Here is a 25,012-nt window from a genome sequence, read left to right as displayed (position 1 = left end):
ATTCATTTAAAGTAAATCTTTTAAGTCATCTAAAATAATTGAGACTACATCAACTTGATGTTTTGTACATTCTGATACCTTTTTACCCTTGCCTAAATGCTGTTCAACCACATCCACTAATTCTTCAACTCTCTCCTGTTCTACAAGTTGGTTACCGATTTCATCAATTTCTTCCATAATCTTATCGAAATCTAACTCTTCTGAAGCGTAAACTTTTTTCTGTTCGTCAAAAGTTACTGTTTGAATCCCTTCAATCTCCTCTTGCTTTTTAATTGCATCTACAATTGCCGCTTCCAGGTTTTCTGCTGTATACTCATCAATTTTAGTAGCAATATAATCAAAACGACTACGAGCGAAGAAATGCTCAGTTTCCGCTAAATATGCGCTGGATTTAATCACATCTCCATTTTCGTCTACTCCGTTTGTATGTAGGTAAGCAACAATATCACTATTATCAATTACAGGAGCCACCGCACGCTTGTCACCTTTAAGATGGATTTTACCTTCCTTGTCCTCTTTAGCGTGTGCAATGAACACGACAGTGTAGCCTACACCTAGTAGTTTATTGATCTCTTCCCATAGCTCAGTTTCATACTCTGTCCATAAACCGTATCCATCATTTCCATCTTTAATTCTATTTACTCCATATTGATTACAAACATATCTAGTCGCATATTTCGCAAATGCATCAACTTCATCAATAATGATAGTTTGATAAGCTTCTCTTGCTTTTTCAGATTGTTTAGTTAACTGTTTGTTAACTTTCTTGAAATCTGCCCAACTATTAATTGGCATAAATGGTACACCTGCAATTGCGTTCAGGCCTTTTTCAAATGGTAAATATAATGGCTTTTTCATCCTCGTTGCTTGTTTAGTTTTTCCAAGGTTATTACCACCATAAACAGTAATAACCTTTCCTTCTAAGCCATGTGCTACAACTGAAATCTGTGGACTAAAAATATCTAATACTGACATATATGTATTTCCTCCAATTGCTTATATTTAAAATTTCGATTTATATTTACTATTATGTGTTTATTTTCAATTAAAACGGTAATTCAATTTTCTTTTTAGCTGGTGCATCAGAAGACTTTTTACCGAATCCTTTTTTCTCTTCTGCTTTAGGTTGTTGAGATTGATTTTTTAATTCCGCTAAATATGTTTCTCTTTCAACCATTGCTTGCTTAATTGAGTCAACTTTATAAGAGTTTGCATTTTCCTCATCATATGGATCAACACCACCTGTAATAAGATACTCTCTTAAAGTTTTGTATGTAACTTTCTCTTTATCCTTTCCAAATGCAGCTTTCTCCATTACTGTTACCTTCTCTTTGAAGTTGATAATATCTCCATAAACTTTAGCTGTATCACCTGCTTCATAGTTAGAATCAACATAATCTGCTCCTTCTTCATTTACTACAAAACTAAACGGAATTACTTTACCACCGTATAATGGGATAATCCCTTCTAGTTTAAGGCGACCAGTTTCTTCATCGTTTTTAATCTCAGGTGATGTCGATTTAACAAAAACTTCAACTTCAAATTCCGCTTTAGGTGCATATTCTTCACCAGGTGAAACTCTGTTAAAGAAATTCGAAGTTAATTGTGGGAATGACTTTAACTTACCATCTTGACCATAATATTCATTTACTCCAACTTTCCCCTGATTTACTCGAACCTTGTCAGCCTCTTCTCTTCCATGTGAAGCAACTGATTTATATTCATCAATAATTGTTTTATAGCCTTTAGCGATTCCATTTTCTGATCCATCGGCTTTTTTATATTTTGACATTCCTGAAACAGTATGTATTTCATTTTCTGCAACTTCGATATCTAGTTCAATATTTAACCCTTCTTTACTCTTCCACTCTTGATGTCGAACCTCCAATAATACTCCTTCAATCTCAACGTTATTGTAAGCTTCCCTTAAAGTGTTTTGTTCTGACATATGCGCATTCCTCCATTTATTTATATTAATTTATTTTCAATTAAAATAGTAATTTTATCTTAATTTACTTTACCCTTTTAAACTTTTTCTTCTTGTTTTTAAACTTGCAATCTGTAATTCCTAATCTCTTATTTAAATCCATGTATCTATACTTAGGTGTTTTCCAATGTGTGAACTTCCCTACTTTGTTCTGAACGTCAACTACTGTTCCAAACCTTACGATAATATCTAAGCTACCATAGCTGTATATAATACCTTTCCAACCCCAGCTGATTCTATCTGGTGCTGTCTCTTTCACCAGGATTACATTTCGTGTTAGTTTCTTAATTACTTGATCATCACTTGTATCCTGATTCCCTTTTGTTTGTGATTTGTATTTCTCTTTCGCTTTGTCCGTAACCTTGAGTAACTTCAAATCCTCACCTCCTTTAATTGGCTATGTGATTATATTAAACTATCATTCATTTAATGTCAATATATTAATTTATTTTCAATTAAAATTTTTTCAAGCTGTATTTAGACTAAGTATTTCTCCTGATTTATCAATTACAATAGCATTTAACTGTCCTCCAAAAACAGCTCCACCATCAATATTTATATACTTATTTTTACTGTCAATCCAAATCTCATTACTTTTATCTTCGTACACTGTTTGTGTGGGAGTATGGCCATATACGATTGTTTTACCAGTTCTATTAGAATAATTCCACCAACCTCTAGACCAGTAAAACTTATGAGGTTGAGTATTTCTCCAATTTTCAATATAAGGATCTATGCCGCCATGCACAAACAATACATCACCAAACTCATAATAATCTTTGAACGATCTAATAAAATCAATTTCATCTGTTCTTTCCTTCATTAGTTCAGCTCTTTCTTGATAACTTCTGAACATTAAGTGCTCATCAGATGTAAAATCCATTGCAGTTGTATTTCCACCATTCATGAAAAAATGATTACCTGTTTCATATGTAGGATTATCTAAAAATGTAAGCAACATATCTTCGTGATTCCCTTTAAGAACTACAATTTGCTTACCATATAATTTCTTAAGCTTCATGACCTCTCGAACTACAGCTAAAGAGTCCTCACCTCGATCAATTAAATCACCTAAGATAAATAACATCTGTTTCTCTCTATCCCAATTTTCTAATATATTTTTAAATTGAGTTATCTGACCATGGATATCACTTACAACAAATGCAGCGTTAATTATAATCACCTCATTTTATTAAAATCTATTCTACCTTCTTAAGGCTGCTTAGCAGTCCGTCTGTCATTTCTTTCTCAGTAATTTTAATGTCTATCTGTTTTTTAAACTTTATAATTATATCATCCAAGATGCGATGTACAGTCTCCTCTAAAGTTTCAGAAGGTGGAAATTTAATAAATAAAAATTTAAATCCTTTCTCTTTCATTGCTATTCTTTTTTGGCGCTCACTTATCATCACATATTGACCACTTGGTGATGTTACTTTATATTCTAAAATTACAACATCAGTATTCCCATAATCCCAGGTACAATAATTACTTTTAAACTTCCCATATATATCAATTTTATAGCCTTTATAACTGTCACTTTGTAAATGTTTCATCTTATATCACCTCTCATAGAATTCTAGTTTTCTATTAGCTATTCAATTCTCTATCTTTCAATTCGTTCAACTTATTATTCCAGTCTTCCTTTTTAATTTTAAACATCAGCCACATATCATCGCCACCATACGTATCTTTTAATTCTGTTCCAATAAATTCTTCTGGCATTACTAAAGTTACTTCTCCTAACTTTATTCCATCTGGGTTTTTCTTAGTCTTTTTTACTTTAGTTGCAGCTTTAATACCTTTTAATAAAGCTTTAGCATTAACTCCATAAGCTTTTTTCTCATTCCATAATTCTGCTAAAGCAGTAGCGTTTGAATAAGTTTTCATTGTTAATCTCCTCCTATAAATCATTCGTCTTATTTTACTTCCTCTACTTTTTCAATCTCGCTAACATTTATCAAACAATCATCCCACACTACCCATCCATAAGTTTCATGGGAATTTTTTATAAAGTTTCTATCAATCCATTGCCTAAATTGTCCTTGGTAAAAATCCTTACTATTGATTTCTGTAATTCGACCAGACTTAAAAATGATTCGTATTATCAAGTTTTTCATTTTTTTACCCCCCTAATTAAAGCAGCCATATCCCACAAAGCCTATGTGTCTTTTCTTATCGTCATAACCGTAAAACGGTAGCATTTCTGGAGTATCTTCAATTTCTAATTTTAGGTTTTCATCGGTTTTCATTAATAAAAATATCCACAAATAACACATGTTTTCCGATGAAATACCTACATTACCTTTATAAGGTAAATCAAATCTATCTATATTAATCCCTAAGTCAACCAAACTATTGAAGAGCTCTATACTTATTGAAGAATCTTCATACTCGCTGCAGATTTGCTCAATATCTATACCAGTCTTTTCTAATAATTGAAAGTGGGTTTCCCTAACTTCCTCTACAGATTTATTTGAATTTATGTAATAGTAATCACATTTTCCGTGTCCATCATTTGACCAATCTCCAATTGGCATTGTAAATTTGTATATATCAGTCACTCCCTAATCTTATTTAAAAAACACTGCTTTTTGTTGCATATAAAACTCAAGTTTATAGTCTTTTCTCCCTGATTTTTTAATTACCGCAATGCAATCTTTATACGCAAAATGAGTATTATGAATTTCGTCCCTAGTCTTTCCTGCTTTCTCCTGTTCCTCTAACCAAGCCTCAATGTGATCACTAAGTGTCATTCAGATCATTCCTCCTAATAAAAGTTAAGCTTCATCCATTAATGCACTGTGCCTTGATAGATATAATCGCTATAATCTTTATAAATAATTAATGCAGAACCTTCTAGCTGGCCTTCGCCATTTCCTCCTTGAAAGAAACCGACTGGAGCATATTTAATATCAACTAAGTGAAAATCATCAATATTATTTTCTTTAAGAAAAAGATTAATATTCTCATCTAAAGGTATGTATTTTCCATCGGATCTTCCATAGTTTGTATGAGTAGCAGTTATTTTTTTAGTTTTAATCATATTCTACCACCTTATTATATGTATTTATTTTCAAATAAAATGCATATTTTATTATTATTAAACTTGCTTCATTTTCTCAGTAAGTTCCATGAACCACTTTTTGTCATTGGTACTCAAGGCTAAATCTACCATGTTCAACAAGTCTCTCTGTTTAGTGCTTACTATTTTTTTAAGGTGATTATTATTCATTTTTTTCTCCTCTTTTATAATTCTTAAATTTGTTTAATGATATCTGGAGTAATGAGATTTTTCTAGCTGTCTTTCTAGTCTATTAATTTCTTTCTGTGCTTCGTTAAGTTGGTTGTCTCGTTTAATACCCAGATTGACATAGGAACGTTTAAGAAGCTCTATTTCCTTCTGCTGTTTCTCAATAAGCTCTTCCACTTCCAAAACATCAGAATAATTAACCTCAAGACATTCGTCACCATCTATGAACATTTTCAAATTTGCTAATATCTTCTTTGCCCTTTTCTCCAAATTAACTCCTCCTTTCAAATGATTCCTCTTGCTACTAAAACTACCGCGACCACAAACATCAAAATCATTATTGCTAAAATAAATGCTTGGTGAAGGGAATCTTTATTCAAATTAACTCCTCCTACCTTGTGTTTAATAAATGTTCCGCATCAATGCCAACCGTTTTTAGTGCAGCCAAACAAACTGCTATCGGAACAGTATCTGCTTCACTGAAGAAAGTCGGTTCCTCACTAAAATGATGCAATGAGCATTCACAAGGAGCGCCTAAATCTTCATAAACTTTAACACCATAATCAACAGACAATATACTTACTACCTTCCAAGCATCTTGAATACTGGATAAAGGAGAAAACTCTTTGCCTATAATCACAATGTTTCCTTCCTCGTCTTCTGCTTCACATGTACCAGTATTTTCGTAATTATAGACTTTCCACTTCATAATCTTTTCAGCAATCAGACTGTCAATCTTAATTTGATCCATCCTCTTTCCCTCCTAATCAACTGATCTATTAAACTGCCCTTTTTAACTCATCTAATGGAAAATCACGCTTTATAAAATCTTTAAACACGCCTATTTTTGATGGATAGCATAATTTTTGGTACATCAATAACATGTCATCCTTTGTTAAATTCTTGCCGAAGTATTTATTAAACCGTTCAAGTAAGCGATCAGCATCCTTTTCGCCTAACCCCTTACTGATGGGGCGACATAATGAAAATACAACCCTTGTTTTAACATCATCGAAATCTTCGCATCCGCCTATATATGCATAAGTGTTAGTTTTTTCATCTATAATTAATTCATCGAACCTATTCAATATATCAATGCCGAACTCTTTCATAAATTTAACCATTTCGTTATGTTCCATTGGTTACAAGCCTCCTTTTTAATCAACTCATCTATCATTTTGTTGCTTTAATTTTTGTTATACAAATCTTTTTGATACAATTTTCCATTTTTAAAATATACAACTTCTGTCTCTTCAATGATATTTTCTAATGGGATACTTCTCATATAGTCAAAATAATAGTCCTCTGCACATCTGACAGAACAGAAGTATTCCCCTAACTCTTGACTATATTCAATGTCCATTTTATCTGTTAAAGGTTTTCCACAAGCATGACGGCAACATTTAACTACATCATCCGAAATTATTTCTTCTACTTCACACTCTGTTACAAAAGTACATTCCTTTAAAATTTTATTCAAAGCATTTTCAGCGTTTTTTCTTCGTTTATACACTTTTGCCAAACTTAAATCATCTGTATGTGTGGGAACAGTTACACCCTCATTGCTATACTTGACTATGTTTCCTGCGTAAAATCCTTCTATATCCGTATGATCTTGAGGAATTATTTTCACTACAAACCCCATATACTCACCCCTGATTTACATATTGCTTATCCAGTTGCATAACATCTTCGTGATGTGCAGTTATTGTTCTATCGATTCAATGTTGATTAAAGACTTCGATAAACACATTTCTTTTGACACTCGCGTTATAACACGTTCTTTTGCATCTTCTGTGCCGTAAGCCCATACTTTTCTTGTGCCACTGTAATTAAAGTCCATCCCTCTTGCGTACCATTTAACCTTATAATCTTTACCGTCCATCATTTCCCCTCCTTAGGAAATCCCTTTACTCTTTTGTTTCATACTTAGCTTTTAGCTTTTCAAAAAGCTCACGTTCATCTTTTTCTTTCTTTATTCGAAGCTTTTCTCTTCTTTTACGTTCCAATTCTTCTTGTTCTTTCTTGTATACTTCAATATTAAAAATTCCAAGCTTACCTAATTCACTTCTTAAAAATTTGTGATTTTCAATGTATCTCCTGGCGTGCGGTTCAAAAAGCACTCTTGTTTGCTTTGCTTCTCCAAAGTCTTCGTCTACATCTTGAGTAATTACAACTACGCATCCGTCTTCTGTTGCAATTGTTACATTTTCTGCGAATTGTGCTATATGAGTAAAAGCAATTGTTTTACCCACTAATTCAGGTAAGTTTTTATACTCTAAAATTCTCATTTATAACCTCCTAGTAAACTTAATAATTCTTGTGTTGATTAATCTGCCTATTCATTCAGTCGAAATTCTCATATTATATAGTGGATACGATGAATTTCTCTTTTTTATCATTTCTTCGAAGAGCCACTGCCTGGGCTCTTCTTTTTGCTTTTCTTGATCACTTTATCTCAGGCACGTTCGTTACTACGTATTTACATAATTTGCAATAAAATTGGCAACCTTAATTTAGAAAGGATGTGTCTTATGTTTCCTGCATACAAAAAGAAACTGGTTTCTCTTATGTGGATGGGTGTTGGAAGTGCTGTCCTTTCCAGTATCTTTAGTTCCATTCTCATTAGTTTTATGGTCAAGATTAACAAGAAAATCAATCGGCTTAGCTAGGATTTTTCCTAGCTGTCGGTAGGAAACTTAATGCAAAATCAGTTTAATTATATGTGTTTATTTTTAATAAAAGACTGATTTTATAAAGCAAAACTATCTTTCTTTTTCATGTCACTGTCTTTTAAGTCTCCTTCTCGACCTTCACCAACAAAGTGCTCAACAACAACACTGTCATTTATATCAGGAACATGCATTCCTAAAATGTAATCTGGTCTTCTTTGATCAGGTTGTGGGCATACAGCAATAATTCTCCACCCTTTATAGAGCAATCCTTGTAAAGCTTCAGTGCAGTAATCTATAGCAAATGCTAACTTATTAATACTCATTAAACCTAAATTTGGTACATGAATATCACATTTTTGATTAAACTCGACAACTTTTTCAAAGCGATTTTTAGCTTCATCAATTTTTTCTGCTATCTTATTCATTTCAGTAATCATGTCAGAGTGATCAGCACCAACTGACTTTGGAACACCTTTAATAGAAAACTCGAGTTGCGGGAATGTTGATGTGAATTTTTCTAAATCAACTATGTAATTATTATTGTCATCTATTTTGAATATGCCTGATGGAGTTACTAGTTTATAGTCACTATCTTTTTTTACTATTTCCGAATCAAAGGTGTCTCTCCAACTCAATGTCTCAGGCTTACCTTGCTCACTTAATTTCATTTCTTGTGCATTCACACTTTCCCCTAAGAAATCTTCTAAAACTTTTAATTCCTCACGACTAAGTTGGTTAGAATTTAAGCTCTCTTTTATGAATTTAATTCTTGCTAACATGACTCCACTCCTTTTAACTCATTTTTTAATCCAATCCATTATATAGTTCCCTTGTTAACAACTCCTCTGAAAAATTAGGAATCTCTCTTATTGCTTCAATAATTTTACCTTTAGTTTCTCTACAAGGAAAATAACCATACTTCGCATACCTAAACATCCTATTCAACGAATTGACTGGAAGAATTATTTCATTAATCTCCTGATCAATAACTAATCTCTTCATATGTAAATGTTCAAAAAACTTACTGTGATAAGCAATCTTCCAAACGGATTCTTCTCCATCCAGTGCATCTTCTTTGTAATATACAAACTTTGTAATAGTGAAATCAAATTCGTCTATCATATCCAAAGGACTTTTGAATTTATGCTTAATTAATTCCACCACTACATTAGTATCAGCATTTAAATAAGCTGTAACTTTTTTGTTTTTATACTTTAAACTATACTTAGGACTGTTACTAAATTGAATACTAGCTTCCACAAAATCCTTTTCATTCTCAAAGAATATGTCTATATCTTTATACTTCTCATTGTTGTATATATTTTTAAATACTCCTCCAGCTATATAACCTTTATGTCCAAGCATATACTGATCTAACTGTCTGAGTTTAAGGTGATTTTCTGCTGGCTCATCAATAAGAATCACTTTTTTAACACTCCTACTATTAATTTATTTTCAATAAAACATCTGTTTCATTTACCATGGACAATGTCTGCCCAACGATCAAACTCTCGTTGCTCTCCTAAATTGTAGGCAAGTAAGTATAATTCTCTTTCTTGTTCAGAAAGCTCTCTGCCTAATTTCGCCTCTATTAGTTTAATCACTGATTGACTCATCTTTGATTCTCCTTAAGATTCATTTTTCCGATTTCTTATTTCATTTAATTCTTCTCTCAATAGGCATTTCACAGCCACAGAATCAAATTCTACTGAATCAATTTTACCAAACGCTATTTGAATATCCACTTCGTCAACTTTATCACTTCCACTTTTATCAACAGCATTAATGGCCTCATTTATGTATTCTCTTATCTTGATCATGTATTCTAAAGCCAACATAAAATACCACCACCTAAGTTTTAATAATTTTATATTAATTTATTTTCAATTTAAAGTCAATAGCAATTTTTGAAATTTTCCCACTAGAGCCTTACAAATATATTACAAACTGTTAGATTCTAGTGGAATGTGGTATATTAATAATGTGCTAAAAGTTGGGCTGCAAATCAACTTTAGTATAAGTCTCTGAGTTTAACTTGGAGACTTTTTATATTTCATCATCTTCTTCTAAAACTTCTATTTCTAAAGGCTCCACTTCAACACTTACTTCATCACCAGCTATCAGTAATTTTGATGATACACCGAAGTTAAGATTGCTTAGCAGTTGTACAACACTTTCCTCATTTGACTCAAAATACACATCTGAAACCATTCTCATCTTGTAAAATGCCATTAAAACTTCTCCTCACTATTCTGTAATAAAATTATGATTATTTCCTCCCCTTAGAACAAAAATAGAACTTATGTTCCTATTTTCTATTATAAGGCGAACATTCTTCGAATACAACTGGTATATATAGAAAAAATTAACTTGTGTTCACTAGTTGTCATTGTTAATATAGTTAACACAGGTTGAAAAATATAGGAGGATTTTCCGATGGCAAAAGAATTAGTCGGAAAATGCCTACTCACAGACCTTCTACATAAATCATATATGACACAAGCAGAGCTGTCAGAGAAAACAGGTATAAGTCGTCAACAGCTTAGTAGCTATGTTAACAATAAAAACAACATGTCTTTACCTGTAGCAAGAAAGATATCTGTAGCTCTCAATTGTAAAATTGACGATCTGTATGAATGGAAATTCTAAAGAGTAGGCTGGGGCTATTATATAGCTCCAGCTAAATGTTCATTCTTTAATGAACTTTTATATGTAATTATTAATGGTTAATTAGAACTACTCTCGCTACAATTAATATAATACACTATATTCTGACATATGTCTTTGACTAGTTTTGTCGAATATTGTCATATCTGTAACTTTTTTATTGACTATTGTGTAATATCATGGGTTGCTAATCCAATTTTTCATTTTCGGAAAATTGGATTAGCTGAGACATAAAAAAATAATTATCGTATGTGATTATTTTTAATTATAAATATCCCAAAAGGGATATTACTTATACTTAATTTTAACATTTGTAGTTTTATAAACTTTTTCTGGGCTTAATATTGTTTTCATAAAGGATGTGTTGTAATATTCATATCCATTTGCTTTCATTTTTTTAAATCCAAATTCTTCAGCAATAAGAAATAAATCTTCTTTGGTAATTACTTTATCGTCATCTTCTTTAGCCTCAAATATTTTAGTAATCATATGAATCATACCACTCTCTTTTAAAGAGTTTGCTGTTAAATATTCTAATTCAAACTCATCTTTCAATCTTTTTAATCTTAAATATATTGTGCTCTTGTTTATAGGCCTTTTAACATTCAGATTTCTTTTTGTATTAGCGTTTTTAAAGATAAAGTCAGTTGGAACTAATTCACTCTCTTTATAGTCACCTGTTTTTTCATCATAGTATCTATGAGTTATTTCTTTATATGCATTTTCAATAAATCTCATTGTCCTGTTTTCTACTTCAATTGTTCTCTTACTGTCATCTGTAGAATTAATGTTAATCTTATTGTTATTCCAGTCAATATCTTTATAGTGCAAGTTAATAATCTCACTCAATTTATCTCCAATAACACCCTCAAACATTAATGCTAACATAGCTTGATCCTGAGCATTTGGCAAGAGCTCCAAAAACTCATAGAGCTCATCCTTAGACCAGTGTATTTTTTTAGTATGATCTACAAATTGACTGCTCCATTCTTTTGTTAAGCCCTTTAAAGGGTTTATATTATTATCTCTAATTGCCATTGGACTAATAGCCCACGAAATATATTTTGAAATAAAGCGCTGATACGTAAAGGCAACACTACCGCTCACAGGTCTTGCATTTTGAATAACTTTACCTATTTCGACTGAATTAAAATTATACAAATCTTTTCCAAGCGCTTCTTCAATTAATTCAGCTTTTTGAAATAAGCTCCCTATAGTCGTTTTTGTTTGTTCGTTATCGAATTTCTCAAGATATTTCTCTTTAACTTCCCTATTATATAGGCTTTGTTCCATTGTTTATTCCACCTCTATTTAAATTTCAACTTCTCTGAAGAATTCTTTAACCGCTTGCTTTGCGTAAGAGTATTTATTTAAACTTCCATTCTCATTAACTACTCCAATTTCTTGCCACATTGGATTATCTCTATCGAAATTTAGAGAAGAAACAATATCTATTACTTTTACTTCATCCATTTTTCTATCCATCATTCTTCTAGCTAAAATTAAATATCCTACAAACATGACGCTACTATTAATTAAACTCTTTTTTCTCACTTCTGTATAATTTGAGTTAAACTCTGACTCAAATGTACCCATTAAAATATTAAAGTATTTAATTAAATATCCAGACACTTTATAAACATCGAGCATTTTTTCTAAATTAAATTCATCATCAATAGTTTCAGCCAAAGTTTTATAAGTAACGATTTCATTAGCGTTTCTATTCAAATGAGAATTTTGAGATACTCTTCCTTTTAACTCTGATTTAGGAATCAATTCTTTTAAAACTGCATCGGACATACGTTCACTTAATAGTTCTTTTGCACGTTCTTGTGCAATTGGAGTAGCTTTTGCTAATTGACCTTGATAAGATTTTGCTTCTTCATCAGAGTAATTTGTTAATAGAAGTATAAATGAACCTTGTAGGTTTTTTTGTTTGTTGTATGCGAACTCTGTTGCTTTAGTTCTATGGTATCCATCAACAATATCCAATATGGTTCCTTTAGTAATTGTAATTTGACCAGTAAGATCATCAAATATCAATTCAGGTTCTTCATGATCTGCGGTTCCAATTGCTGCATTATAGACTAGTTGAGTAGGTTTTAAAGTTCTATTTAAAATATGCTCTTCAATTTCAATTACATTCTGCATTACTAACTTCGCTTCCTCAACTATTCCACCTTTATACTTTTTCTTAACACTCTCTCTCTGAATTTCAAAATTATAGTGTAGTTTTGCTGATAAAGATAATTGAGCAATCAAATTCATTGGCACAACACCAACAAATTCATTTTGACTAATTCTTGAAAAGTTTTCTAATGTTAGAGGGAATTTTATAGTATTTTCTAATTCAGTTGTTCCAACATACTGTCTAGACTTTTTAGATTCTAAATCTGTAAAGTAGTCTGATGGATTAATCTTTGAGACACCTGTTTTACTGTATATCTGTTCAGTTAATAAAAACAATCCTCTAGTATCAAGTTCTGGAACCACTTCTTCGGGGTTGTCAATCCATTTTTGTGCATCTAATACTTTATACTTTTTAATTAAATTAAATTTAATATCATCAACAATCTTTTTGTTGTGTTTAATCCTGGTTTCTTTCATCGCACTTATTAGATTCTTTTCTAATTCTGATCTCTCTTTTAGCATTCGAACACCTCTAAAATAGTTTTTACTATAAATTTATTTTCATATAACAGATTATATTTTCTTATATAATTTTATTTTAATTAATTTCAAATAAAAAGTAAACACTATAACTTCCGTATTAATGAAGATGTAATATTTAATTGTTCATTTGCTGTAACTTCATGTTTATAATCATTTGAACATTTTTAGGACAGCTCTCTATAGCTCCAGTTAGTGTTTCCAAGTCCACATTCTTAAACAATTCATTATCAATTTTTCCACCCGATGATACCGCTCCAAGTATTCCATAGTCCTCTGTAGCTAAGTATCTCTGAGTATTAGCTAATGAAGAGTGATTCAATGATCTTTTGGCCTCTAATATGTCACCTGTGACTCTATACCTCCAAGTTGCTCCTGCTTTTCTTAAAGAGTGAAACTTTATATTTCTTTCCTCTTGAATCCCAAGCTTCTTATTCAGTCTAATCATCATATCCGTGAGTCTTCTATTGTCTATATTAAAAACTTTCTCCGAATCAGTTTGCTTTAAAGTTTTCAATTCCTTGAAAAATTCCTTATCAATACTTTCTTTAAATTCTTTGTTTCCTTTTCCTATTCCTCTTACTAGAACCACATCATCTTTTTCCATAAAGTTAGACCACTTTATATTTGTTACATCAGATATCCTCGCACAAGTATCAAAGGCAAATAATATAGCCAATCTTTTAATGTTTCCATTATGTTTCTCCAATCTCGCTGCTTCTGCATACTCTAGAACTTCATCAAATTCTAAAATCCCATGGTGTTTTTGAATTTCTGGTAAAGTTTTAATTAGAGATAAATAACTTATATCATCAATCAACTTTTTAGCTGCTAAATATTTAATTAATCCTTTTACACCTTTTACTTTTCTATTAATAGAGCTATTAGCTAATTTCTTTTCTCCGTTAGTTTTTGTTAGATTGTACAGGTGGCTTATATAATCCTCAAAGTCATCTAATGTAATTTGTATGTCTTCCTTAGTTAAGTATTCAATTTCTTTATCTTTTACAATTCCAAAGAACTTTCTTATATCTAATTCATATGCTCGTCTTGTTTCTTTACTATTGTAACCATGAGTTTCTAAGTATTTTTTAATTTGATCATAAATCAGTGTATTTGATAATTTTACAATATTCTTCTGCAACACTTAGCTAACCCCCTTTAATTCTAATTCTTTCTCTAACATTCTTTTTATGCGATTAATTTCATTTAAATCTTTTTTAATTTGATGACTATTCATTTTCCTAACATTCCTTCTGAACCAACCTGACAAATCTTGCAACATGTAGATTCCCTCCCTAATTCCCTCATATATATTATCCCCACGTTTAATTAAACATAAACTTTTATATTAATTTATTTTCATCTTAATTTAATAATAATACCAATCCGATTTTTTGTAAATAGAAAATTGGATTGTTTTAGTATTATTTTCCTAAATTAACATGGAATAAGTTACTTTTTTCATTATTAAGGCAAACTGTTAAACTTGTATTGAGGTGTTTAAGATGTATGTGTCACCAATGTTACTTCATAAAACTGATGCTCCGTTCGATGATTCTAATTGGATTACTCAGCTTAAATTAGATGGAATTAGATGCGTTCTTTCTAAATTTGACTATAATACTAAATTATATTCAAGGCATAAGAATGAAATTACAAACAGATTTAAAGACCTGGTCAAAAATAGTATCCCTCATGGAACAGTATTAGATGGTGAAATTATTGTTTCAGATCAAAATAGTAAGCCTAACTTTGAACTGGTTATGGAGAAATTCCAATCCACTAAATCTGACTTAAAAATAACTTACTGCATATTTGATATTATTTATTATAAGCATAAAAAAGTTACCCATTTACCTTTATTAGAAAGACTGTCATTGATAAATAGTGTTTTAGAGAATGAATCTGATCAATTTGCACTAGTGCCATTTGTTGATGGTACTGTAACAACTCAATACTTCAACCTAATTAAAGATAATGACCTTGAAGGTATTGTTATAAAAAGAAAAGATTCTAAGTATGAGATAAACAAAAGATCTAATAGTTGGTTAAAATTAATAAATTACAAATATACAAACGTAGAACTATATGCTCTTAGGCAACAAGAGTTTGGAGCATTATTAAGGTTCCCTAGTGGCCATTACGCAGGCTGTATAGAGTTTATGAGTCCAGATATCAAACAGCAGTTATACAGTAAAATTAGAGACATGGAAAAGTACGATAATAATAACCCTACACAGTTCAGCAAACCATTACATCTAGAAGTTAAGTTTAGAAACTACACAAGTAAAGGGCTATTACGAATCCCATCCTTCAATAGATGGCTCTAAATGAAAAAAGTAGTCGAGATTAATTCAATCGACTACTCTTTTCTATGTATTTTATATTAATTTATTTCTTATTTAATAATTTCATATAACCCGTGACCATCTCTTTACGAATATCTCTAGGAGTATTTTTCTTTTTATACGTGATCGGTGGTATATACTCTGTTCCTGATGCAGAAGCAGCATAAAACATTTCATATTGTCTTTCAATTATGCTTGTTACTTTCTTATTCATGCTTAAAAACCTCCTAGTGATAACTTATTTAAATTAAGTTTACCACAAAACGAGGTATTGTCTAGTATTATTTGATTATTTTTAAATAAAATATAAGTCCTAATCCAATTTTTTGTTTATTGATTATTGGATTAATGTCTTAAAATTAGTAAAGGTGCTACCCATATGAATGAGTAACACCTTTGATATTATGTAGTTATTTTTAATTAAGAGCCTGGTTTAGGGTCAGCTGAATGAAAAGGCCTATCATAGTTACTTACGTAGTTGACACCAACTGCTAAACTTGATAATAAAGCTATAGCTATGATGGATTTAATTACAAAATTCCTCAAGAAAATTCACCTCCTTTCAATTTATTGTCGTTAACTCATTTAGCATCTCTCTACATGCTCCTTTTTTTAATAATTCAATCTTAGAAAATCCAGTAGAGAAATAATCGTTTTTCTTTGTATATTTAATTATAGATAACATATGCTTACTCTCACTATTAAAATATATTCCCTCTAAATAAAGTAAAAAAGATTCATCGACTTCACTTTTATTTTCTTCAACATATCTTATGCAATCTTCTCTATTCTTTATTCGTCTAAACATTTCATTTCTTGTGTATTTGCACACTCCGTTTTTTTTATCCCAAAAAACATTAGCAAACTCAATTTTTTCTTCCATCACATTAGCGTCTGACTGTCTTCCAATCAATTCATATAAATTTTTACTTTCCTCAAAATGTGAAACGCAATCTCCACAAGAGCTAAATAAATAAGATTGACCAATAATAAAATTTGCATAAGCTTTAAAAGTGGTTGGAGCATTGGAGCTGATAACTAAATTAGCAAACATTCTTGCTTTTATAGGATCGTTATGTACCCTTAATGAGTTGATTGAAAGTATTTCTAAAGTTCTAATTCTATACATCGTTTGCATAAAATTATTGGTTACAGTGTCTTCTATATACTCTAAATCATAAGTAACGTTATCTAGAGGAAACCTTTTAATTTGACTATAGCAGTAGACAATTAGTATTTTTCTGAATATATCTAGCACCGTACTCTTTATTTTCATTTCATTTAACTCTTTTATTAGAGTTAAATATTCCTTTTCAGTTGTACACTCATGATATCTTAAATCTATTCGATATACCTTACACCATTCCTTACTTTCTTCATTGGTTGTGCCTTCCATTCTATCAAGCATTTCAGATAAATCTTTAAAGAGTCTATTCATTGTTAAATATTCAAGCATATGCCTTGCAGACTGTTTATTTATATCAAGTGAAGCAGCATAGTCTACTAAAAGATTTTCACTTTTGTCAGGAAAAAAATATTTAACTAATTTAATTAGGGAGTCTAAATCACTAAATTCTTTCTTCTCATCATTTAAAACCTTTCTTAAAGCAATTCCTCTGGAGTATCCAGCTATCTTAGCAATATCATCACTTGATCCATGTTTACCACTGTCTATTTCGTTTAAGATCATTTGCTTCAGACTCTTCATTTCGCCTTCCCCCATCAATTGATTATATATTTATTATATTCTCAGCCTACACCCAAGTCAATACTTTATATTAATTTATTTTCAATTAAAATTTATTCACCATCGATCTGTTCTTTTAAAGCTATCCATGTGTTTTCTTTTATTTTTAAGTTACTAGTATAAGAAAATAAAGCATTCACTATTATCTCCCACTCCAGAAGGTGCTATAATATTCATTACATATTACAATCTATGAGGTGACAGAATGGACTACGATTACGACAACTTAGATTTATCCATTATATACAACTACACTGACTTGCCAGATAAAAACGCTGGCCGATGCGATAACTGCAATAATAGTCACTTTAAATCTACTGTTGGTAACGGTCAATTTATAAGAGAATGCAGCAAATGTGGTATGAAGAAGTTGATCTAATACTAGTCAGCTTCTTCATCTATTGTTTAAATTTAAATAGAATCCAAATCAAATTTGTCCTTAAATTTCTTAAGTTTTTTTCTTTCTTTTTCCAAATCATTGTAATATGCTTTTAGCAAAGCTAGATCCCTCTCCCCTTTCCTAATTTTTTTCCTAACTGATTCCATCTCTTCTTCAATCTTTTTGAGAGTCATACGTCTCACCCAATCCCAAAGTTTTCAAACATTACTTTTGTTTATTCAGGACTTTTGTTAATAGTAATATTTACCTATAGAGTATCACAAGTCTTTCGAGTTTTGAATATTATTTTTCAAAAATTGCCTAAAGCATTCGATCTATATTTTCTTGAATTTTTTAATTCCAGGTAACAAGCGTTCGACCTCTTCATAAAAAGGTCTTTCATTACCTTTTAAAAATAAGCATGCGTAACCAAACTCATCTTTAAGAATTCTATACCAATCAACTTTATTTTTTTGAGTTTTCTTTTTATGGTTAAAAACTATGGTAAGACTATCAAAATTTGCAATTGACTTTACATTCTCAATGCGAGCATAGTCCATAAGAATAGGATTAATTGTTTCACCTATTTCTAAATTTTTTGTTGGATCATACATCGCAATGTTTTTGGTAATAAATTCATTAGTTAGATCTGCTGCTCTAAGTTCTCCTCCAGTCTCATTTCCCTTGATTGATACAATGAATTTCGTTTCTCCTTTAAAATCAAAAGAGTTATCATAGACTTGCTCTCTGCCATTTTTACCAATGTGTTTATTTCTTCTATTTCTAAAAGGTGTGATAAAACCATTTCCATCCTTATTATCTATCCCGAGATATTTACATAACAATTTTAAAATTAATAGTTCATCTTTGTATTCTGCTCTATACTCAAAAACTTCGTGGCATGAGATATCCTCTCGGTTTAGAAAATTGTATTTATCAGTAAATATTTCATCAAACTTCGCTTCAATACTCATAGTTACCCCCATTTTTAAAATAAGCTCTAGAAGTATTCAACGCTATAAGTCAAAAGTCCTTCAAAATAAAAACTGTCTTTTATTCTTTTTCTAACAAATAACATCTCCATCTTCATCATACAGGTCAATTTCTAATAACAAGTCGCCATTAATAATTTCAGCATCATTTGAGATATAGGCATGAGTCCCATCAGTGAATTTAATCGTTATATCTACTCTGTCCTTTATTACTTCTTTAATTACTTTGCCCTTTAGTAAATTGCACATATCAAACATGATTAACTTCACATCCATCTGATTCAATTTTCTGTATCAATATTTCATCTGTTATTAATAAATGCTGATCCATCTGCCATTCTCTATAGAACCACGTTCCAGTTTTATTCTTAAATTGAACAGGATGCCCCTGAACATCATTTGCATTGGGGTCAACTTCAAGTAGCTTGTAGTAATCATCACCATCAAATCTCCATTCACCTACGTTTAACACTTATAAAAACCTCCTATATATTATTTGTTTAATTTCAATTAAGTGTATTGACTCTTATCTAGTTAGTTTATCTGCTTTATTTTTATTTCTTTTTATCCAAATAACTCTGGATTCAGTTTCTTTCAAAAGTCTGCGTATATCTTTCATAAGTAATCTATAAATTTCTCTATTTTCACCTTTGAGACTCTTCCCATCATCTAGCCTTCTAACGATTCCTCTATCGTCAATCTTAATGGTAAAATGATTAATTTCATCTTTATTAATTATTAATAAGGTTTCTCTCAAAGCCAGTAATTCTGCATGAGTTGAAGTAAAAACATTTTTGAATACTGTTCTATGCTTCTTACCAGCAATGATCATCCCAGCTTTACATGTTTTTTCTGATTCATTAAAACTTGCATCACAATAGCATACAATGTCTTTCATTCTATTCTTTAATACCATGAGCTTTCATTCTTAAATTCCTCAAAGCGTTATAGACTCTATCCTCAACTACATTACCAGTGTATCTTTCATATTCATCAAAGAAATTAAGCATTTCTTTATAAGATTTCTCTACTTCATTTGTATGATTTTTATTCACTTCACTCATCTCCTTTTTATGGATAAAAACGTTATTTTATCAATATTAATTCATTGCCACCTAAACCATATGTCTTTCCTTCTAGCACTAATTCATAAGCACCAAAAATCTCTTCTTCTACCTCAATAATTTGATTTTCATACCTCTTTACCAGTTCAACAAAACTCTCTGGATAGGTTGCATCTCCGTTTAAAATTTGTTCTACATTAAACTTTGCTTTCAATTTGTTAGAATCCTGCTCCATAGAATCAAACATGCTTACTATTTCTTCTGCTTTCTCAACATCACTCTTATTTTGCGATAAGATTGCCTGTATTGCTTTGGTTTTCCAGATTTCCCCACCCATATAATCACCTCTTAGTAAATTCAACTATCAATTTGTTTCGTAATCTTCTCGGAATTTTTATTAAGTGTTGGGGTGGGTCATAGACTTAATCTTTGTTAATCTCATTAAACCAAGGAGATAATCTAACCACTCATCGTGCGGATTATGGTTGCTAAAGTACTCTGTGGCATCTATTGCAAAATTTTCACCTTTGATTGTTATTACTGCATATAGCTTACCGTTATCGTGAACTAGCTTAAATTCATTTGTCACTACTATCACCTATCCTTTAATAATCTCATCTGTCAGTTTTTTAATTATCGAGCATGTTTATTCAAAAAAGCTTCTGTATCTTTGATTCTCGTAATGAGAATACTGTTTTCGTGCCACCCCTCTATAGAATCGTTTTTTATTCTTTCAAGAATTTCTAACTCATTTTCAGCACTGTCAAGTTGCCCATCGAGATATCCTTTATCATATTGTTTCATTTTCGATTCTCCTTAGTTTACACATTGCTTATTTTGTATATCATCTACTCAACTATCATTAAGCTCACTTAGGTTTAATAGAATCAATAGTTATTTTTTTGGTTTGCTCTATAAATATTTCTTTTTTTAGGTGATTAGCTATTTCGACCGCCTCTATCTTGGCATCTTTTAAATGAGGAAAACGCCCATGATGATTTCCATCAATATCAGAAATGTCATAAATTATTTCCACTGCTTACCCTCCTTTGCTAAATATTTTGCTTAATTTGTTAATTAGTCTTTGTCAAAGAAAGAACCGCATTGTTCACAAAATTGTTCTCCATAAACTTCATCAACAGTTATTTCTTCATGCTTGCATTCATTCACCTGATTTTCCTCCTTAGTGTACTTATTGCTTAATTCGTTTATTAAAATTCAATTTGTCTTACCTTATTCAATGCTTCTTCTAATTCTAAAATCCAAGATAATTTTATTTCGTCTGCTTTTTCCACAAGTGGTTTCCTTGTTAAACAAATGAAATAACAATCATTATGCTTAGTTACTTCCTTTCTGTAATTCCAACTTTGCAATGCTTTTCTCGCCTTTTTCACTTCAATCACACTTGTACGTTTATCGTGATAAAGAGTATACATCTTTATCACCTCCTTTATCTATGAATAAAACTCGTATTTTATTTATTCATTAATCCAAACATCCTTGTGTCAACAATTGCAATGTGGGAACTGTCAATTCTTTCTTTAACATCATCAATGCTTTTAAAATAATAATCGCATTCCCAATATGGAATAAATTTATTGTCCTTGCTGTAGATTTTATTTCCTTTATATTCTTCTACAAATCTTTTTTCTTTCAAATTAAATTCAACTTCTTCGCCATGCTCTTTGCAAAACAAACCTATTTTCTCCAAGTCTACATCTAAAACCTTTTTATAATTTCCATTTGTAAATTCTCTAAAACTCAATTCTTTGTTACATTGTTTACATTTTAACAATTTTAATCATCCCTTCTATTTTATCTGGAATTATCCAAACGACCTTCTCGCATCCGCACTATTATCAAAAATTCTATAACCCCAAAATGTCATCATTTCTGAGTTAAAATAACAAGCAAACCCTTCATCTTTTTTTGCTAGATTTTCACAAGCTTCTTTTAAGTCTTTTCCTGTGCAATGACCTAATAGTGTGGCTCCACCACTTTGACCTGTGGCTCGATATCCTTCGCACCAAATATCAAAATCCTTCACTTTTATTCCTCCTTTTTATTGCTTTAAATCTTAATCCCACCATCCACATATGATTCTTTACAGCAACTACATTTCCAGAGACGTTTATAGTCGTGTTTTTTAGACTTCTTACCTCTTATTAGCTTTCCTTTACAGTCTGGACAAATGCCATTTATCATAAAGGCTTTACGCTGTGTCTGTTCTTCTATCATTCTCCATTTCTCTTTTCTTACAGCTTCCTCTTCATCAGTTAATTGAGATTGTTTTAATAGTGAAGAAGCCAGAATTGTATTAATTTCTGAATAAGGTGCTGTTTGAATGCTCCACCCCACATTTATCACTCCTCAATTAGAATAATCTCTTCTATCGAAACAGGTTTATAATTCCTACCATTTTTAATTGCTTCTGCTTGTGCCAATATAAGCGCTTCTCTTCTATTAAATGCTGACAGTTCTATTTCAAATCCTTCTAATATAACTTTATATCTCGATGTAATCATATAATTATCTCTCCTTTAGTTTTGATAAAATCAGCTTTTTATTTATTATATCGGGCATATCTTTCGAGAAGATGCTCAAAAGTAGACCAATGATGGGAAGTATAAGTCTCGTAACTGAATACAATCCCTTCCATTTTTGATTTAATAATTTTAGCATTATAATTATCATTGTTATTGTTGGCTTCTGTTAACTCTTGCTCAAGTCTTAAATAACCTTCAACTAATTTAACTTCATTATCTCCCATTCTTAAACACTCCTTAATATATGGCATTTGATAAATTTAGCTTTTTATCTATTTTGTTTCATTTTGTGTTTTTCTTGACGTATCTTTTTAGCTTCTTCTTTGTTCGGTATATGCTCCCTAGTTGCCAGTTCCTTTTTTATTTCATCAATTGTGTACCATTTGCTACCTTGAAATGCATACCCATTTTCATAAAAAGGATTGTAACTCCCTCCACAATGCCTAGCACTATGCAATAATCTTAATAATTCCTTTGTGTGTAAGGTTTTTAAATAATTTTCATAATCTATACTCATCTCACCACTCCTTGATAAAAGTCGCATTTTATATTAATTTATTTTCATTTAAACTAATTCACTTGTAAACATAACTATACTTTGTCGATCTACATACCCCTTTTCAATCCACTCTTGATTTGGAATATATTCCTTCTCGGCTATTGTCATAAATTCCAGTGGTACACTTTCACCTTCTACAAAATTCAAACTCATTTCCATGGCCTTTCTAGTCCATATCCAGGGATTGATTAATAGTTGATTCATAGCTGCCCACCTCTGAATTCCTTATTATATTCTTCATTTAGTTCTTTCCAAGCAGCTTCAACAAACATTAAATTAAATCCTTCTTTGATCATTCTGTTTCTAAGCTGGAAATATGAATTAATGCCCTTTTGTTGTAACCAAGTATTAAAACTCATAAACAAAAACTCCTTTTATATTAATTTATTTTCAATTATGAGGAGGGAGATTATTTTCCCCTTTAAGCTATCTACTCTTTTTCTTCTTTTCTTTTTGATGAATCTTAATTGCTTTTAAGAAATTAATCTGAAATCCTGCATTTTCGGGTAAGTTATATTTCTTAAAGATAGCTCTGATAAACTGCATTCTTTTCTTATCATTTGTGAGTGTTTTAAACTCTTCACTTTTCTCGATTCTACTTAAAATTAAATCAGATACTTCATATAAAGCATCTCTATCATAAATTGGTCGATCCAGTATGTTTCCAATTACTCGATTATATCCATTTGGATACATTGAATCATAGGCAACAATTGCACTACCCTCTAACTCATTTAGAGTGGAAAAAGATGTTTTATCTAAAGGTATGAGGTTTATCAGAAATTCATTTTTATGAAGATCATAGTCTTCATATAATTCTGGATTACCGCTTTTAGTAAAGTGTCTAGACGCTCTTTTAATTATGTCTTCACCTTTACCTATGTAGTATCTATTTCCAGTTTTATTATAAATTATATAAATCCCTGCAAAAGTGTTAATACCTTTTTCGTTCTGTGCTTTTTTACTCTTTAAATTTATCAATTCATCAGGAGAGTATTCTCTTATTTTCTCCCTCAGTCTCTCTAATTCTATCCTTACTGCATATTTATTTTTTTCACGATTGTTTAATGTTTTTTCCCTATGGTAGTAAGACGGAGCAATCTCAAAAGGATCATAGTCACTTAACTCTTTTCTTATCCACTTCAACTCATCTTTTGTAAACACTTAAAGAAAACCACCTTCCAGATAAACTTATGTCCATATCACTTATTTATCTAAATATTGGTTTTACCATAAATCTCTCAATTTCCGAAAATATCTTCAATCTGCTCTTCCACTTCTTCTAAATATTTAATTTGATTTGTATTATCCAGCTCGCTGAATGGGATTAGCTTATTATATTCCGCCTCCATCATTAGCCATTCTTCAAATTCTTGCTGAGTACATTCTGCTTCTAACTCTTCATTGCACTTTTCATAGTTCTCAACCGCTTCGCTTTTACCACATGCTCCTAGTATGACTATCGCTATTAAAAGAATTAAGTTCAGAGTTCTTTTCATTACCTGCCTCCTATATTAATCGCAATGTGTATTCTCGCACTATACTATCTCGCTTCCATTTAAAATTGTCATTTTATTTTAAAATACTGATGTTAAGTCATCTATACTCTCATTATCTATACTATCTTTCGGATCATATATAAAAACTTTTGGTTTTCCAATGGGACTTATTTTCTCATCGTCAGGGTTAAATAAAACTATATTACTTCCACTACCCCTTGTTGAATTATAAATAATCCCTTCAAAACCTGCCTGCCTTGCACAATCTGATATAAAGTTGGTGACAAAATACTGCGGTCTCCAGTAAGTTGATCTATCTTCAACCTTTTCATATGTAAATCCTGTTGTAATAAGTGCTTCTATTAATTCACTAGTTGAGTAGCTCATATTAGTCCAATCGTTTCTTAAATCTAGTATTTTTTCCAAAGTTTTATGCTGTCTATATTTCTGAATCCAGATAAGTGACGCATCATTTGGTTTATCAAGTGTTTCAATCATAGATAGTTGCTCATTCTCTGCTAGATATAATACACTTTGACCTTGATGATGGAACCTTCCCCCCGATGATAATCCAATACCTGGTGCTTCTAAATCAGTTGATGAAAAGACTTTAGCACTTGTGA

General features: G+C 31.0%; 52 protein-coding genes. 2 read left to right on the top strand and 50 right to left on the bottom strand.

The genetic code is table 11. The features are described from left to right. Window positions 1-6: 6 nt before the first annotated feature. The 22 genes from LCM23_RS13065 to LCM23_RS12960 form a co-directional block, all read right to left on the bottom strand. Window positions 7-975, bottom strand: coding sequence for an ATP-binding protein (locus LCM23_RS13065; RefSeq protein ID WP_224937360.1), 969 nt, complete (start codon window positions 973-975; stop codon window positions 7-9). Between the two features lie 70 nt (window positions 976-1,045). Continuing rightward, a complete protein-coding gene (locus LCM23_RS13060) occupies window positions 1,046-1,948 on the bottom strand; it encodes a hypothetical protein (protein WP_224937359.1) in 903 nt (300 codons plus the stop codon). Between the two features lie 64 nt (window positions 1,949-2,012). Continuing rightward, window positions 2,013-2,363, bottom strand: a complete 351-nt coding sequence (locus tag LCM23_RS13055) for a hypothetical protein (RefSeq protein WP_224937358.1) — start codon at window positions 2,361-2,363, stop codon at window positions 2,013-2,015. A gap of 90 nt (window positions 2,364-2,453) precedes the next feature. Continuing rightward, complete coding sequence (locus tag LCM23_RS13050) at window positions 2,454-3,170, bottom strand: metallophosphoesterase family protein (RefSeq protein ID WP_224937357.1); 717 nt, start codon at window positions 3,168-3,170, stop codon at window positions 2,454-2,456. Window positions 3,171-3,186: 16 nt separating this feature from the next. Then, window positions 3,187-3,543 carry a hypothetical protein gene (locus LCM23_RS13045; protein WP_224937356.1) on the bottom strand — a complete coding sequence of 119 codons (357 nt, stop codon included), beginning with the start codon at window positions 3,541-3,543 and terminating at the stop codon, window positions 3,187-3,189. Window positions 3,544-3,577: 34 nt separating this feature from the next. After that, window positions 3,578-3,877, bottom strand: coding sequence for a hypothetical protein (locus LCM23_RS13040; protein WP_224937355.1), 300 nt, complete (start codon window positions 3,875-3,877; stop codon window positions 3,578-3,580). A gap of 29 nt (window positions 3,878-3,906) precedes the next feature. After that, complete coding sequence (locus LCM23_RS13035; protein WP_224937354.1) at window positions 3,907-4,107, bottom strand: hypothetical protein; 201 nt, start codon at window positions 4,105-4,107, stop codon at window positions 3,907-3,909. A gap of 12 nt (window positions 4,108-4,119) precedes the next feature. After that, the gene (locus LCM23_RS13030; RefSeq protein ID WP_224937353.1) at window positions 4,120-4,551 is read right to left on the bottom strand and encodes a hypothetical protein; all 432 of its coding nucleotides are present in this window, start codon (window positions 4,549-4,551) and stop codon (window positions 4,120-4,122) included. A gap of 9 nt (window positions 4,552-4,560) precedes the next feature. Beyond that, a complete protein-coding gene (locus tag LCM23_RS13025; RefSeq protein WP_224937352.1) occupies window positions 4,561-4,743 on the bottom strand; it encodes a hypothetical protein in 183 nt (60 codons plus the stop codon). 38 nt (window positions 4,744-4,781) lie between these two features. Continuing rightward, a complete protein-coding gene (locus tag LCM23_RS13020) occupies window positions 4,782-5,033 on the bottom strand; it encodes a sporulation protein Cse60 (RefSeq protein ID WP_224937351.1) in 252 nt (83 codons plus the stop codon). A gap of 57 nt (window positions 5,034-5,090) precedes the next feature. Then, window positions 5,091-5,222, bottom strand: coding sequence for an IDEAL domain-containing protein (locus LCM23_RS26180; RefSeq protein WP_224937350.1), 132 nt, complete (start codon window positions 5,220-5,222; stop codon window positions 5,091-5,093). Window positions 5,223-5,255: 33 nt separating this feature from the next. Continuing rightward, window positions 5,256-5,510: a hypothetical protein gene (locus LCM23_RS13010; protein WP_224937349.1), complete on the bottom strand. Its 255-nt coding sequence runs from the start codon at window positions 5,508-5,510 to the stop codon at window positions 5,256-5,258. 121 nt (window positions 5,511-5,631) lie between these two features. Continuing rightward, entirely contained in the window at window positions 5,632-5,991 is a 360-nt protein-coding gene (locus LCM23_RS13005) for a BC1872 family protein (RefSeq protein ID WP_224937348.1), read from the bottom strand. Between the two features lie 28 nt (window positions 5,992-6,019). After that, entirely contained in the window at window positions 6,020-6,379 is a 360-nt protein-coding gene (locus LCM23_RS13000; RefSeq protein ID WP_224937347.1) for a hypothetical protein, read from the bottom strand. A gap of 47 nt (window positions 6,380-6,426) precedes the next feature. After that, window positions 6,427-6,885: a hypothetical protein gene (locus LCM23_RS12995; protein ID WP_224937346.1), complete on the bottom strand. Its 459-nt coding sequence runs from the start codon at window positions 6,883-6,885 to the stop codon at window positions 6,427-6,429. 60 nt (window positions 6,886-6,945) lie between these two features. Then, window positions 6,946-7,125 (bottom strand): hypothetical protein, encoded by a 180-nt coding sequence (locus tag LCM23_RS12990; protein WP_224937345.1) that lies wholly within the window; start codon window positions 7,123-7,125, stop codon window positions 6,946-6,948. A gap of 25 nt (window positions 7,126-7,150) precedes the next feature. Then, a complete protein-coding gene (locus tag LCM23_RS12985; RefSeq protein WP_224937344.1) occupies window positions 7,151-7,531 on the bottom strand; it encodes a hypothetical protein in 381 nt (126 codons plus the stop codon). A gap of 461 nt (window positions 7,532-7,992) precedes the next feature. Continuing rightward, a complete protein-coding gene (locus LCM23_RS12980; protein ID WP_224937343.1) occupies window positions 7,993-8,694 on the bottom strand; it encodes a hypothetical protein in 702 nt (233 codons plus the stop codon). Window positions 8,695-8,719: 25 nt separating this feature from the next. After that, complete coding sequence (locus LCM23_RS12975) at window positions 8,720-9,340, bottom strand: hypothetical protein (RefSeq protein WP_224937342.1); 621 nt, start codon at window positions 9,338-9,340, stop codon at window positions 8,720-8,722. A gap of 47 nt (window positions 9,341-9,387) precedes the next feature. After that, window positions 9,388-9,531, bottom strand: coding sequence for a hypothetical protein (locus tag LCM23_RS12970; protein WP_224937341.1), 144 nt, complete (start codon window positions 9,529-9,531; stop codon window positions 9,388-9,390). 12 nt (window positions 9,532-9,543) lie between these two features. After that, on the bottom strand, window positions 9,544-9,753 hold the full coding sequence (locus LCM23_RS12965) for a hypothetical protein (protein WP_224937340.1): 210 nt from the start codon (window positions 9,751-9,753) through the stop codon (window positions 9,544-9,546). A 208-nt stretch (window positions 9,754-9,961) separates the two neighbouring features. Next, complete coding sequence (locus tag LCM23_RS12960) at window positions 9,962-10,147, bottom strand: hypothetical protein (protein ID WP_224937339.1); 186 nt, start codon at window positions 10,145-10,147, stop codon at window positions 9,962-9,964. A 204-nt stretch (window positions 10,148-10,351) separates the two neighbouring features. Between LCM23_RS12960 and LCM23_RS12955 the strand changes: the two genes are divergently transcribed. Further along, window positions 10,352-10,564 carry a helix-turn-helix transcriptional regulator gene (locus LCM23_RS12955; protein WP_224937338.1) on the top strand — a complete coding sequence of 71 codons (213 nt, stop codon included), beginning with the start codon at window positions 10,352-10,354 and terminating at the stop codon, window positions 10,562-10,564. A 306-nt stretch (window positions 10,565-10,870) separates the two neighbouring features. Here the strand turns inward: LCM23_RS12955 and LCM23_RS12950 are convergent, their stop codons facing one another. The 4 genes from LCM23_RS12950 to LCM23_RS12935 form a co-directional block, all read right to left on the bottom strand. Further along, complete coding sequence (locus LCM23_RS12950; RefSeq protein WP_224937337.1) at window positions 10,871-11,875, bottom strand: phage lytic cycle repressor MrpR family protein; 1,005 nt, start codon at window positions 11,873-11,875, stop codon at window positions 10,871-10,873. An 18-nt stretch (window positions 11,876-11,893) separates the two neighbouring features. Beyond that, entirely contained in the window at window positions 11,894-13,234 is a 1,341-nt protein-coding gene (locus LCM23_RS12945) for a DNA sulfur modification protein DndB (protein ID WP_224937336.1), read from the bottom strand. Window positions 13,235-13,370: 136 nt separating this feature from the next. After that, on the bottom strand, window positions 13,371-14,399 hold the full coding sequence (locus tag LCM23_RS12940) for a tyrosine-type recombinase/integrase (RefSeq protein WP_224937335.1): 1,029 nt from the start codon (window positions 14,397-14,399) through the stop codon (window positions 13,371-13,373). Beyond that, window positions 14,400-14,537 (bottom strand): hypothetical protein, encoded by a 138-nt coding sequence (locus LCM23_RS12935; protein WP_224937334.1) that lies wholly within the window; start codon window positions 14,535-14,537, stop codon window positions 14,400-14,402. Window positions 14,538-14,760: 223 nt separating this feature from the next. Here LCM23_RS12935 and LCM23_RS12930 point away from each other — a divergent pair, with 223 nt between their 5' ends. Continuing rightward, a complete protein-coding gene (locus tag LCM23_RS12930; protein ID WP_224937333.1) occupies window positions 14,761-15,585 on the top strand; it encodes an ATP-dependent DNA ligase in 825 nt (274 codons plus the stop codon). Window positions 15,586-15,646: 61 nt separating this feature from the next. Here LCM23_RS12930 and LCM23_RS12925 read toward each other — a convergent pair whose 3' ends face one another. The 24 genes from LCM23_RS12925 to LCM23_RS12815 all read right to left on the bottom strand — a co-directional run. After that, window positions 15,647-15,817 (bottom strand): hypothetical protein, encoded by a 171-nt coding sequence (locus tag LCM23_RS12925; protein ID WP_224937332.1) that lies wholly within the window; start codon window positions 15,815-15,817, stop codon window positions 15,647-15,649. Between the two features lie 206 nt (window positions 15,818-16,023). Further along, the gene (locus LCM23_RS25890; protein WP_263624231.1) at window positions 16,024-16,149 is read right to left on the bottom strand and encodes a hypothetical protein; all 126 of its coding nucleotides are present in this window, start codon (window positions 16,147-16,149) and stop codon (window positions 16,024-16,026) included. Window positions 16,150-16,165: 16 nt separating this feature from the next. After that, a complete protein-coding gene (locus LCM23_RS12920; RefSeq protein WP_224937331.1) occupies window positions 16,166-17,311 on the bottom strand; it encodes an AimR family lysis-lysogeny pheromone receptor in 1,146 nt (381 codons plus the stop codon). A 450-nt stretch (window positions 17,312-17,761) separates the two neighbouring features. Continuing rightward, complete coding sequence (locus LCM23_RS12915) at window positions 17,762-17,923, bottom strand: hypothetical protein (RefSeq protein WP_224937330.1); 162 nt, start codon at window positions 17,921-17,923, stop codon at window positions 17,762-17,764. 141 nt (window positions 17,924-18,064) lie between these two features. After that, on the bottom strand, window positions 18,065-18,703 hold the full coding sequence (locus LCM23_RS12910; RefSeq protein ID WP_224937329.1) for a hypothetical protein: 639 nt from the start codon (window positions 18,701-18,703) through the stop codon (window positions 18,065-18,067). Window positions 18,704-18,793: 90 nt separating this feature from the next. Continuing rightward, window positions 18,794-18,979: a hypothetical protein gene (locus LCM23_RS12905; protein WP_224937328.1), complete on the bottom strand. Its 186-nt coding sequence runs from the start codon at window positions 18,977-18,979 to the stop codon at window positions 18,794-18,796. Continuing rightward, window positions 18,972-19,193 carry a hypothetical protein gene (locus LCM23_RS12900; RefSeq protein ID WP_224937327.1) on the bottom strand — a complete coding sequence of 74 codons (222 nt, stop codon included), beginning with the start codon at window positions 19,191-19,193 and terminating at the stop codon, window positions 18,972-18,974. The genes LCM23_RS12905 and LCM23_RS12900 overlap by 8 nt, the downstream gene beginning before the upstream one ends. Before the next feature lie 54 nt (window positions 19,194-19,247). Further along, window positions 19,248-19,637 (bottom strand): ribonuclease H family protein, encoded by a 390-nt coding sequence (locus LCM23_RS12895; protein WP_224937326.1) that lies wholly within the window; start codon window positions 19,635-19,637, stop codon window positions 19,248-19,250. Then, a complete protein-coding gene (locus LCM23_RS12890) occupies window positions 19,621-19,776 on the bottom strand; it encodes a hypothetical protein (protein WP_224937325.1) in 156 nt (51 codons plus the stop codon). The genes LCM23_RS12895 and LCM23_RS12890 overlap by 17 nt, the downstream gene beginning before the upstream one ends. Before the next feature lie 31 nt (window positions 19,777-19,807). Then, window positions 19,808-20,122 (bottom strand): hypothetical protein, encoded by a 315-nt coding sequence (locus LCM23_RS12885; RefSeq protein WP_224937324.1) that lies wholly within the window; start codon window positions 20,120-20,122, stop codon window positions 19,808-19,810. 296 nt (window positions 20,123-20,418) lie between these two features. Continuing rightward, window positions 20,419-20,589, bottom strand: a complete 171-nt coding sequence (locus LCM23_RS12880) for a hypothetical protein (protein ID WP_224937323.1) — start codon at window positions 20,587-20,589, stop codon at window positions 20,419-20,421. Between the two features lie 64 nt (window positions 20,590-20,653). Further along, window positions 20,654-20,821, bottom strand: coding sequence for a hypothetical protein (locus LCM23_RS12875; protein ID WP_224937322.1), 168 nt, complete (start codon window positions 20,819-20,821; stop codon window positions 20,654-20,656). 175 nt (window positions 20,822-20,996) lie between these two features. After that, entirely contained in the window at window positions 20,997-21,221 is a 225-nt protein-coding gene (locus LCM23_RS12870; protein ID WP_224937321.1) for a hypothetical protein, read from the bottom strand. Window positions 21,222-21,259: 38 nt separating this feature from the next. Next, window positions 21,260-21,580, bottom strand: a complete 321-nt coding sequence (locus LCM23_RS12865) for a hypothetical protein (protein ID WP_224937320.1) — start codon at window positions 21,578-21,580, stop codon at window positions 21,260-21,262. A 30-nt stretch (window positions 21,581-21,610) separates the two neighbouring features. Then, window positions 21,611-21,832: a hypothetical protein gene (locus tag LCM23_RS12860; protein ID WP_224937319.1), complete on the bottom strand. Its 222-nt coding sequence runs from the start codon at window positions 21,830-21,832 to the stop codon at window positions 21,611-21,613. Between the two features lie 23 nt (window positions 21,833-21,855). Continuing rightward, complete coding sequence (locus LCM23_RS12855) at window positions 21,856-22,143, bottom strand: hypothetical protein (protein WP_224937318.1); 288 nt, start codon at window positions 22,141-22,143, stop codon at window positions 21,856-21,858. 5 nt (window positions 22,144-22,148) lie between these two features. Further along, window positions 22,149-22,310 carry a hypothetical protein gene (locus LCM23_RS12850; RefSeq protein ID WP_224937317.1) on the bottom strand — a complete coding sequence of 54 codons (162 nt, stop codon included), beginning with the start codon at window positions 22,308-22,310 and terminating at the stop codon, window positions 22,149-22,151. A 38-nt stretch (window positions 22,311-22,348) separates the two neighbouring features. Further along, window positions 22,349-22,555 carry a hypothetical protein gene (locus tag LCM23_RS12845; protein ID WP_224937316.1) on the bottom strand — a complete coding sequence of 69 codons (207 nt, stop codon included), beginning with the start codon at window positions 22,553-22,555 and terminating at the stop codon, window positions 22,349-22,351. A 44-nt stretch (window positions 22,556-22,599) separates the two neighbouring features. Next, entirely contained in the window at window positions 22,600-22,848 is a 249-nt protein-coding gene (locus tag LCM23_RS12840; protein WP_224937315.1) for a hypothetical protein, read from the bottom strand. A gap of 48 nt (window positions 22,849-22,896) precedes the next feature. Continuing rightward, window positions 22,897-23,094: a hypothetical protein gene (locus LCM23_RS12835; protein WP_224937314.1), complete on the bottom strand. Its 198-nt coding sequence runs from the start codon at window positions 23,092-23,094 to the stop codon at window positions 22,897-22,899. Then, window positions 23,091-23,249 (bottom strand): hypothetical protein, encoded by a 159-nt coding sequence (locus LCM23_RS12830; protein WP_224937313.1) that lies wholly within the window; start codon window positions 23,247-23,249, stop codon window positions 23,091-23,093. The genes LCM23_RS12835 and LCM23_RS12830 overlap by 4 nt, the downstream gene beginning before the upstream one ends. A gap of 67 nt (window positions 23,250-23,316) precedes the next feature. Beyond that, window positions 23,317-24,054 carry a GIY-YIG nuclease family protein gene (locus LCM23_RS12825; RefSeq protein WP_224937312.1) on the bottom strand — a complete coding sequence of 246 codons (738 nt, stop codon included), beginning with the start codon at window positions 24,052-24,054 and terminating at the stop codon, window positions 23,317-23,319. A 77-nt stretch (window positions 24,055-24,131) separates the two neighbouring features. After that, on the bottom strand, window positions 24,132-24,389 hold the full coding sequence (locus tag LCM23_RS12820; RefSeq protein WP_224937311.1) for a hypothetical protein: 258 nt from the start codon (window positions 24,387-24,389) through the stop codon (window positions 24,132-24,134). A 78-nt stretch (window positions 24,390-24,467) separates the two neighbouring features. After that, window positions 24,468-25,012, bottom strand: a 545-nt coding sequence (locus tag LCM23_RS12815) for an RES family NAD+ phosphorylase (RefSeq protein ID WP_224937310.1), incomplete at its 5' end; no start/stop codon positions are given.

The sequence above is a fragment of the Cytobacillus kochii genome (assembly GCF_020171845.1).
Classification (GTDB): Bacteria; Bacillota; Bacilli; order Bacillales; family Cytobacillaceae; genus Cytobacillus; species Cytobacillus kochii.
This window is presented reverse-complemented; position numbering and strand designations above follow the sequence as displayed.

Bases quoted from the DNA above. Each gene is read 5' to 3' on its own strand.
- LCM23_RS26180 (WP_224937350.1), bottom strand. From the start codon at position 5,222: ATGAATAATAATCACCTTAAAAAAATAGTAAGCACTAAACAGAGAGAC.
- LCM23_RS12885 (WP_224937324.1), bottom strand. From the start codon at position 20,122: ATGGGTGGGGAAATCTGGAAAACCAAAGCAATACAGGCAATCTTATCG.
- LCM23_RS13005 (WP_224937348.1), bottom strand. From the start codon at position 5,991: ATGGATCAAATTAAGATTGACAGTCTGATTGCTGAAAAGATTATGAAG.
- LCM23_RS12870 (WP_224937321.1), bottom strand. From the start codon at position 21,221: ATGTATACTCTTTATCACGATAAACGTACAAGTGTGATTGAAGTGAAA.
- LCM23_RS12930 (WP_224937333.1), top strand. From the start codon at position 14,761: ATGTATGTGTCACCAATGTTACTTCATAAAACTGATGCTCCGTTCGAT.
- LCM23_RS12985 (WP_224937344.1), bottom strand. From the start codon at position 7,531: ATGAGAATTTTAGAGTATAAAAACTTACCTGAATTAGTGGGTAAAACA.
- LCM23_RS12880 (WP_224937323.1), bottom strand. From the start codon at position 20,589: ATGAAACAATATGATAAAGGATATCTCGATGGGCAACTTGACAGTGCT.
- LCM23_RS13065 (WP_224937360.1), bottom strand. From the start codon at position 975: ATGTCAGTATTAGATATTTTTAGTCCACAGATTTCAGTTGTAGCACAT.
- LCM23_RS12840 (WP_224937315.1), bottom strand. From the start codon at position 22,848: ATGAGTATAGATTATGAAAATTATTTAAAAACCTTACACACAAAGGAA.
- LCM23_RS12935 (WP_224937334.1), bottom strand. From the start codon at position 14,537: ATGTTGCAAGATTTGTCAGGTTGGTTCAGAAGGAATGTTAGGAAAATG.
- LCM23_RS12960 (WP_224937339.1), bottom strand. From the start codon at position 10,147: ATGGCATTTTACAAGATGAGAATGGTTTCAGATGTGTATTTTGAGTCA.
- LCM23_RS12970 (WP_224937341.1), bottom strand. From the start codon at position 9,531: ATGAGTCAATCAGTGATTAAACTAATAGAGGCGAAATTAGGCAGAGAG.
- LCM23_RS12965 (WP_224937340.1), bottom strand. From the start codon at position 9,753: ATGTTGGCTTTAGAATACATGATCAAGATAAGAGAATACATAAATGAG.
- LCM23_RS12925 (WP_224937332.1), bottom strand. From the start codon at position 15,817: ATGAATAAGAAAGTAACAAGCATAATTGAAAGACAATATGAAATGTTT.
- LCM23_RS12820 (WP_224937311.1), bottom strand. From the start codon at position 24,389: ATGAAAAGAACTCTGAACTTAATTCTTTTAATAGCGATAGTCATACTA.
- LCM23_RS12950 (WP_224937337.1), bottom strand. From the start codon at position 11,875: ATGGAACAAAGCCTATATAATAGGGAAGTTAAAGAGAAATATCTTGAG.
- LCM23_RS12980 (WP_224937343.1), bottom strand. From the start codon at position 8,694: ATGTTAGCAAGAATTAAATTCATAAAAGAGAGCTTAAATTCTAACCAA.
- LCM23_RS12830 (WP_224937313.1), bottom strand. From the start codon at position 23,249: ATGAGTTTTAATACTTGGTTACAACAAAAGGGCATTAATTCATATTTC.
- LCM23_RS12910 (WP_224937329.1), bottom strand. From the start codon at position 18,703: ATGAGTATTGAAGCGAAGTTTGATGAAATATTTACTGATAAATACAAT.
- LCM23_RS13020 (WP_224937351.1), bottom strand. From the start codon at position 5,033: ATGATTAAAACTAAAAAAATAACTGCTACTCATACAAACTATGGAAGA.
- LCM23_RS12895 (WP_224937326.1), bottom strand. From the start codon at position 19,637: ATGGTATTAAAGAATAGAATGAAAGACATTGTATGCTATTGTGATGCA.
- LCM23_RS12920 (WP_224937331.1), bottom strand. From the start codon at position 17,311: ATGAAGAGTCTGAAGCAAATGATCTTAAACGAAATAGACAGTGGTAAA.
- LCM23_RS12955 (WP_224937338.1), top strand. From the start codon at position 10,352: ATGGCAAAAGAATTAGTCGGAAAATGCCTACTCACAGACCTTCTACAT.
- LCM23_RS12915 (WP_224937330.1), bottom strand. From the start codon at position 17,923: ATGACTCTCAAAAAGATTGAAGAAGAGATGGAATCAGTTAGGAAAAAA.
- LCM23_RS13025 (WP_224937352.1), bottom strand. From the start codon at position 4,743: ATGACACTTAGTGATCACATTGAGGCTTGGTTAGAGGAACAGGAGAAA.
- LCM23_RS13045 (WP_224937356.1), bottom strand. From the start codon at position 3,543: ATGAAACATTTACAAAGTGACAGTTATAAAGGCTATAAAATTGATATA.
- LCM23_RS12845 (WP_224937316.1), bottom strand. From the start codon at position 22,555: ATGGGAGATAATGAAGTTAAATTAGTTGAAGGTTATTTAAGACTTGAG.
- LCM23_RS12905 (WP_224937328.1), bottom strand. From the start codon at position 18,979: ATGTTTGATATGTGCAATTTACTAAAGGGCAAAGTAATTAAAGAAGTA.
- LCM23_RS12835 (WP_224937314.1), bottom strand. From the start codon at position 23,094: ATGAATCAACTATTAATCAATCCCTGGATATGGACTAGAAAGGCCATG.
- LCM23_RS12990 (WP_224937345.1), bottom strand. From the start codon at position 7,125: ATGGACGGTAAAGATTATAAGGTTAAATGGTACGCAAGAGGGATGGAC.
- LCM23_RS13000 (WP_224937347.1), bottom strand. From the start codon at position 6,379: ATGGAACATAACGAAATGGTTAAATTTATGAAAGAGTTCGGCATTGAT.
- LCM23_RS12850 (WP_224937317.1), bottom strand. From the start codon at position 22,310: ATGATTACATCGAGATATAAAGTTATATTAGAAGGATTTGAAATAGAA.
- LCM23_RS12945 (WP_224937336.1), bottom strand. From the start codon at position 13,234: ATGCTAAAAGAGAGATCAGAATTAGAAAAGAATCTAATAAGTGCGATG.
- LCM23_RS13040 (WP_224937355.1), bottom strand. From the start codon at position 3,877: ATGAAAACTTATTCAAACGCTACTGCTTTAGCAGAATTATGGAATGAG.
- LCM23_RS12995 (WP_224937346.1), bottom strand. From the start codon at position 6,885: ATGGGGTTTGTAGTGAAAATAATTCCTCAAGATCATACGGATATAGAA.
- LCM23_RS13035 (WP_224937354.1), bottom strand. From the start codon at position 4,107: ATGAAAAACTTGATAATACGAATCATTTTTAAGTCTGGTCGAATTACA.
- LCM23_RS13060 (WP_224937359.1), bottom strand. From the start codon at position 1,948: ATGTCAGAACAAAACACTTTAAGGGAAGCTTACAATAACGTTGAGATT.